General features: G+C 58.9%; 6 protein-coding genes. 4 read left to right on the forward strand and 2 right to left on the reverse strand.

The features are described from left to right. Nucleotides 1-10: 10 nt before the first annotated feature. Nucleotides 11-637: a transcriptional regulator BetI gene (gene betI / locus JWR14_RS29670; protein ID WP_299716362.1), complete on the reverse strand. Its 627-nt coding sequence runs from the start codon at nucleotides 635-637 to the stop codon at nucleotides 11-13. 224 nt (nucleotides 638-861) lie between these two features. Here betI and fdhA point away from each other — a divergent pair, with 224 nt between their 5' ends. Then, nucleotides 862-2,061 (forward strand): formaldehyde dehydrogenase, glutathione-independent, encoded by a 1,200-nt coding sequence (gene fdhA, locus JWR14_RS29675; RefSeq protein ID WP_299716365.1) that lies wholly within the window; start codon nucleotides 862-864, stop codon nucleotides 2,059-2,061. A 47-nt stretch (nucleotides 2,062-2,108) separates the two neighbouring features. Here the strand turns inward: fdhA and JWR14_RS29680 are convergent, their stop codons facing one another. Next, a complete protein-coding gene (locus JWR14_RS29680) occupies nucleotides 2,109-3,122 on the reverse strand; it encodes a GlxA family transcriptional regulator (RefSeq protein WP_299716368.1) in 1,014 nt (337 codons plus the stop codon). A 439-nt stretch (nucleotides 3,123-3,561) separates the two neighbouring features. On the opposite strand from JWR14_RS29680, the gene JWR14_RS29685 reads away from it, so the two are divergent. From JWR14_RS29685 to JWR14_RS29695, 3 genes are read left to right on the forward strand one after another with little or no spacing between them, the layout of a single operon-like run. Further along, nucleotides 3,562-4,851 (forward strand): serine hydroxymethyltransferase, encoded by a 1,290-nt coding sequence (locus tag JWR14_RS29685; protein ID WP_299716371.1) that lies wholly within the window; start codon nucleotides 3,562-3,564, stop codon nucleotides 4,849-4,851. Between the two features lie 27 nt (nucleotides 4,852-4,878). After that, nucleotides 4,879-5,850: a dipeptidase gene (locus JWR14_RS29690; RefSeq protein WP_299716374.1), complete on the forward strand. Its 972-nt coding sequence runs from the start codon at nucleotides 4,879-4,881 to the stop codon at nucleotides 5,848-5,850. A gap of 32 nt (nucleotides 5,851-5,882) precedes the next feature. Next, entirely contained in the window at nucleotides 5,883-6,419 is a 537-nt protein-coding gene (locus JWR14_RS29695; protein ID WP_299716376.1) for a DUF5943 domain-containing protein, read from the forward strand. Nucleotides 6,420-6,557 lie beyond the last annotated feature (138 nt).

Consider the following 6,557-nt stretch of genomic DNA (forward strand, 5'->3'; position numbering starts at 1 on the left):
GTGCAGTCCTTTAAGTGAGGGTCCGGCCCCGCGTGTCACGTGCGTCGCGCGTATCGCGTGGATCAAGCACGAGGTCGATGTAATCGTTGGCCAGGCGCATGGCCGCTTTCGTGTCGAACGGTTCACCGGAAAGCGCGCCGCGCAACCACAAGCCGTCGATCAGCGCCGCCAGTCCGCTTGCCGCGCGACGCGCGGCGACGCGGGGCAGCGCCTTCGAAAAATCGGCGCACAAATTGGAATACAGGCGACGCGTGTTGACGTTCTGCAGCCGCCGCAATTGCGGTTTGTGCATGCTCTCCGACCAGAACGCGAGCCACGTCTTCATCACCGGATTACTGACTTGCGCGGCATCGAAATTCGCCGCCACCACCGCACGCAAACGCGCCCGTGGTTCATCTTTTGCGGCCCGGCGCCTGCGCGATGTTGCGTTCCACAGGTCTCGCAGCACATGGCGCATGGTGGCTTCGAGCAGGCTGTCCTTGTCGCCGAAATAATGACTGACGATACCCGTGGAGATGCTTGCGCGCTGCGCAACCGAGGCCAGCGTTGTGCCGGCAAGACCGGCATGGTCGATGCTCAGCAGCGTGGCGTCGATCAACTGCGCCCGGCGAATTTCGCGCATTCCTAGCTTGGGCATGGGTTTTTGTCGAAGAAGCTTCATGAAAACAAGGATTGAATGCTAAGTATTTTATATTGATTGGTCAATCAATATAAAACCGCCATGTCGGTTTCTGCCAAACCCATGTCGCGTTCGATGCGCGTCTGAGGCGCGCCACAGGTCTACGCTCGTTAGGCGGTGCATGGTTGTGTTTTGCCGTGCAAATCGTCCACGAGACAAGGATCGAGACAAGGAGACAGGCAATGAGTAGCAATCGCGGCGTCGTGTATCTGGGGCAGGGCAAGGTTGAAGTGCAAACAATCGACTATCCGAAGATGGTCGATCCACGCGGCCGGCAAATCGGCCATGGCGTTATTCTTAAAGTGGTTACAACGAATATTTGCGGGTCAGACCAGCATATGGTGCGAGGTCGCACGACAGCCCAAGTCGGCCTTGTGCTCGGGCATGAGATTACCGGTGAGGTCATTGAGATTGGGCGCGACGTAGAGACGCTTAAGGTTGGCGATCTGGTTTCCGTCCCGTTCAACGTAGCATGCGGCCGCTGTCCGACCTGCAAGGCGCAGAACACGGGCGTATGCCTGAACGTCAATCCGTCACGCCCGGGCGGCGCGTACGGTTACGTGGACATGGGCGGCTGGATTGGCGGACAGGCCGAATACGTGATGGTCCCGTATGCCGACTTCAATCTTCTGAAGTTTCCCGACCGTGACCAAGCGATGTCGAAGATCCGCGATCTCACGTGCCTTTCCGACATCCTTCCGACGGGCTATCACGGTGCGGTGATGGCGGGGGTGAAGCCGGGTTCGACCGTATATATCGCAGGCGCTGGCCCGGTCGGAATGGCCGCGGCGGCGTCCGCTCGTTTGCTGGGCGCGGCATGTACGATTGTCGGTGACATGAACGAAGAGCGCCTCGCTCACGCCCGCAAGGTGGGATTCGAGACGGTGGATCTATCGAAGGATGCGTCGCTCGCAGACCAGATCGCGGCCATTCTCGGCACGCCCGAAGTGGATTGCGCAGTCGATTGCGTCGGCTTCGAAGCGCATGGTCACGGCAGCAGCGGAAGCCATCAGGAAGCGCCTGCCACGGTGCTGAACTCGCTGATGGAAATCACGCGGGTAGCTGGGTCGATCGGCATTCCGGGGCTTTATGTCACCGACGATCCAGGCGCCGCCGACGCAGCCGCGAAGAAGGGTGCACTGAGCATTCGCTTTGGCCTGGGCTGGGCGAAGTCGCATTCGTTCTTCACCGGGCAGACGCCGGTCGTGAAGTACAACCAGAACCTGATGCAAGCGATCTTATGGGACCGCCTGCCGATTGCGGATATCGTTAATGTGTCGGTGGTGACGCTCGATCAGGCGCCGGATGGGTATCGGCAGTTTGACGGCGGAGCGCCGCGCAAGTTCGTGATCGACCCGCATGGGATGTTGAAAGCGGCTTAAGGTCCAGCCTCAATGCGCCGCTTCGAGCTTGCATTAAAGCGGGAAGCTCAAGCGGCGTTTTGAGCTATAGCCATCGCTGGCGCAACAACCGCAAGTGGCGGCAACTGGCGCCGGCGTTCCCGCGTGGGCGCCGTGCCGAATGCATCGCGATAGCTCTTGCTGAAGTGGCACGCTGACTGAAAGCCGCAAGCCATGGTGATGTGCATGATCGACATGTCGGTCTGCAGCAGCAATTCACGCGCGCGGCGTAACCGCAGCGTCAGGTAGTAATGCGTCGGCGTCATGCCGAGGTGCTCGCGAAACAGCCGCTGCAATTGCCGCTGCGACATCCCCGCCAGTCGCGCCAGTTCTTCGCGCGACAACGGCTCTTCTATGTTGTTCTCCATCAGCGAAATCACTTCGAACAGTGACTTGTTCGCCGAGCCCAACCGCGCGACCAGCGGCATGCGTTGCTGCGCGTTGGTATCGCGAACGTGCTCCACGATGAACTGTTCCGCGATCTGCGTGACCTTCGCCGATCCCACGCGCGTAGCGATCAGGTTCAACATCATGTCGAGTGGCGCGACACCGCCCGTGCATGTCACGCGGTCCCGGTCAATCACGAATAGCTCTTTGAGAAAGCGTGTTTCCGGAAATTCCTCTTTCAGCGCCGACATGTTTTCCCAATGGATCGCGCATGCATATCCGGCGAGCAGGCCGGCGCGGGCGAGGGCATAGGTGCCTGTGCAGAGGCTGCCGAGCACGCTGCCGAGCCGGGCAAAACGGCGTAGCGCGGCCAGGTGCGCGGGCGTGGTTTCACGCTGGACGTCGATGCCGCCGACCACGAACACAATATCTGGAAGCCCCACGCATTCGACCGGGCCGGTATCCACGGAGAGACCATTGCTTGCCGCCACGGGACCGCCGTCCGGGCTCACGATCGACCATGTGTACAGCTTCTGCCCGGTCAGATAGTTCGCCATGCGCAGCACTTCGATGGCGTTGGTGAACGCGATCATCGTGAAATTAGGCAGCGGCATGAACGCGAAATGCGCGAGCGACGCGGTTCGGTCGGGGGACATGGAGGAGGGAATCCTTCGAATCTAGGTGAGGCTATGTCGTGGGGACACGACTATGGACATTTTGTAGATGTTTGCAACATGCATGCCATCAGGCTAAACCCTATCGGCGCTATGGCTTACGGTGGCGTAAGCGCTTTGCAACGCACCGCGAAGGGGATCGGAGCCTCGTTGAGCACCGCACGCGAGCGGGAATTATCCGCTGCGGTGCAACATCGAATTCGCGTTTGGGCGGGCGCGCAACGACTTGTGTAAAACGGACGTCCATGTCGGAAAAGGCCAAGAACACGTCTAAATTCATAAATTGGCGCGTGGGGTGAAAGTCAAGAATAGACGCATCGGAAAGCGGTTCTCAGCGTGGTTTGAAGTGCCTTTGCATACCGGCCCCCACAGCAAACCGCCTTTCCAAAAACGACTTGTCCCCGAACCCACGGATGCTTCAATGTCAAATTCCCCGACTCGCCCCGCTGCCCCGTTCTTCGAAGAACCGCTTGCCACCCGCGACGCGCCCGTGCGCAGCGCCATCCTCAAAGAGCTTGAACGCCAGCAGTCGCAGATCGAATTGATCGCGTCGGAGAATATTGTCTCGCGCGCCGTTCTTGAAGCGCAGGGTTCGGTGCTGACGAACAAATACGCGGAAGGTTATCCGGGTAAGCGGTATTACGGCGGTTGTGAATTCGTCGATGAAATCGAAACCCTCGCGATCGATCGCGTGAAGCAGATCTTCAACGCGCAGTTCGCCAATGTGCAGCCGCATTCCGGCGCGCAAGCGAATGGCGCCGTGATGCTCGCGTTGACGAAACCCGGCGACACCGTGCTTGGCATGTCGCTCGATGCAGGCGGCCACCTGACGCACGGCGCCAAGCCGGCAATGTCCGGTAAGTGGTTCAACGCGGTTCAGTACGGCGTGAACCGCGAGACCATGCTGATCGATTACGAGCAGATCGAAGAACTCGCTCTGCAGCACAAGCCGACGTTGTTGATCGCCGGGTTCTCGGCGTATCCGCGTGAACTGGACTTCGCGCGGTTGCGTGCCATTGCGGACAAAGCCGGTTCGAAGCTCATGGTCGACATGGCGCACATCGCCGGCGTGATCGCCGCAGGGCGGCATCAAAACCCGGTCGAGTACGCACATGTGGTCACGTCCACCACGCATAAGACGCTGCGCGGCCCGCGCGGTGGTTTTGTACTGACCAACGACGAAGACATCGCCAAGAAGATCAATTCAGCGGTGTTCCCGGGCCTCCAGGGCGGCCCGCTGATGCATGTAATAGCTGCCAAGGCCGTCGCCTTCGGCGAGGCGCTGCAGCCCGGTTTCAAGATTTACATCGACAACGTGCTGGCGAACGCGAAAGCGCTGGGCGAAGTGCTGAAGGCCGGCGGCGTTGATCTCGTGACCGGCGGCACGGACAACCACTTGCTGCTCGTCGATCTGCGTCCGAAGGGCTTGAAGGGCAACCAGGTCGAGCATGCGCTGGAACGCGCCGGCATCACCTGCAACAAGAATGGCATCCCGTTCGATCCGGAAAAGCCCACAGTCACCTCAGGCGTGCGCCTCGGTACACCGGCCGGAACCACGCGCGGTTTTGGCGTGGCAGAGTTTCGCGATATCGGTCGCCTGATCGTGGAAGTGTTCGACGCTTTGCGCGACCACCCCGAAGGTCATGCAGAGACCGAACACCGCGTACGCCGCGAAATCTTCGCACTGTGCGAACGCTTCCCTATTTATTGATCACGTCCTCCTTTTCTGGAGCAACAGATGAGCACACTTCACGACAGCAGCATCATCATCGACGGCCTGAATATTTCGAAGTTCGAGCCGTCGGTATTCGAGGACATGAGAAAGGGCGGCGTGACCGCGGTGAACTGTACGGTATCGGTCTGGGAGAGCTTCCAGAAGACCGTCGACAACATTGCTGAAATGCGTCAAATGATCCGCGAGCACAGCGACATTCTCACGCTCGTGCGCACGACGGATGACATTCGCCGAGCCAAGAAAGAGAACAAGACGGGCATCATTTTTGGTTTCCAGAACGCGCATGCGTTCGAGGACAACCTGGGTTACATCGAAACATTCAAGCAGCTTGGCGTGAACGTGGTGCAGCTTTGCTACAACACGCAGAACCTTGTGGGCACCGGTTGTTATGAACGCGATGGCGGTCTTTCGGGTTTCGGCCGCGAAGTGATCCAGGAAATGAATCGCGTGGGCATCATGGTCGACCTGTCACACGTGGGTGGCACGACGTCTTCGGAAGCCATCGCCTTTTCGAAGAAGCCGGTGTGTTATTCGCATTGCTGCCCGTCGGGCCTGAAAGAACATCCGCGTAACAAGTCCGATGAACAACTTAAAGAAATTGTCGATGCAGGCGGTTTCGTCGGCGTGACCATGTTCGCGCCGTTCCTCAAGCGCGGCCCGGATGCGACGGTCGAGGACTACCTCGAAGCGATCGAATACGTGGTCGATCTGATCGGCGAAGACAACGTAGGTATTGGCACGGACTTCACGCAGGGCTACAGCACGGAATTCTTCGACTGGATTACGCATGACAAGGGTCGTTATCGTCAACTGACGAACTTCGGCAAGGTCGTGAATCCCGAAGGTATCCGAACCATCGGCGAATTCCCGAACCTGACCGCTGCGATGGAACGCGCCGGCTGGGGCGAGTCGCGCATCAAGAAAATCATGGGCGAGAACTGGGTCCGCGTGTTCGACAGCGTCTGGAACGTCTGACCCGGCTCACTCAATTAAAAGGAATTCACACGATGCAACCGCGACTGCCAATTGACGTCGATCCGGAAACCGGCGTCTGGACAACCGACTCGCTGCCCATGCTTTACGTGCCGCGGCATTTCTTCACGAACAACCATCTGGCCGTTGAAGAAGCGCTGGGCCGCGAAGTGTACGCGAAGAGCCTTTACACGGCGGGCCACAAGTCGGCGTATCACTGGTGCGATAAAGAAGCCAAGCAACACGGCATCAGCGGTATGGCGGTGTTTGAACATTATCTGAAGCGCTTGTCGCAACGCGGCTGGGGTTTGTTCTCGATCGTGAAAAGCGATCCGGCCGCGTCAACGGCAACCGTACATCTGCATAACTCGTCCTTCGTGCTGGCGCAACCGGGCAAGGAAGGCAAGCTTTGCTACATGTTCGCCGGCTGGTTTGCAGGCGCAATGGACTGGGTTAACGACACGGCACTGGAAGGCGTGAAGAAAGGTCCGAAGTCGTTTTCGGTCGAGACGCAATGCGCGGCTGAAGGCCATTCGCATTGCGTGTTCGAAGTGACGCCGCTGGCAGCGTGATCGAGTAGAACGCAGCATAGTAAATAGATAATTCCGAGGTCGACCGCGATGCGTTACCCCAACCTTTTCAAGCCTCTTACGCTGAATAAACTGACCTTGCGCAATCGCATTGTCAGCACCGCGCACGCGGAGGTCTAT

It is taken from the genome of Caballeronia sp., from assembly GCF_028292365.1.
In the GTDB taxonomy this organism is placed as follows: Bacteria; Pseudomonadota; Gammaproteobacteria; order Burkholderiales; family Burkholderiaceae; genus Caballeronia.

Bases quoted from the DNA above. Each gene is read 5' to 3' on its own strand.
- betI (WP_299716362.1), bottom strand. From the start codon at position 637: ATGCCCAAGCTAGGAATGCGCGAAATTCGCCGGGCGCAGTTGATCGAC.
- fdhA (WP_299716365.1), top strand. From the start codon at position 862: ATGAGTAGCAATCGCGGCGTCGTGTATCTGGGGCAGGGCAAGGTTGAA.
- JWR14_RS29680 (WP_299716368.1), bottom strand. From the start codon at position 3,122: ATGTCCCCCGACCGAACCGCGTCGCTCGCGCATTTCGCGTTCATGCCG.
- JWR14_RS29685 (WP_299716371.1), top strand. From the start codon at position 3,562: ATGTCAAATTCCCCGACTCGCCCCGCTGCCCCGTTCTTCGAAGAACCG.
- JWR14_RS29690 (WP_299716374.1), top strand. From the start codon at position 4,879: ATGAGCACACTTCACGACAGCAGCATCATCATCGACGGCCTGAATATT.
- JWR14_RS29695 (WP_299716376.1), top strand. From the start codon at position 5,883: ATGCAACCGCGACTGCCAATTGACGTCGATCCGGAAACCGGCGTCTGG.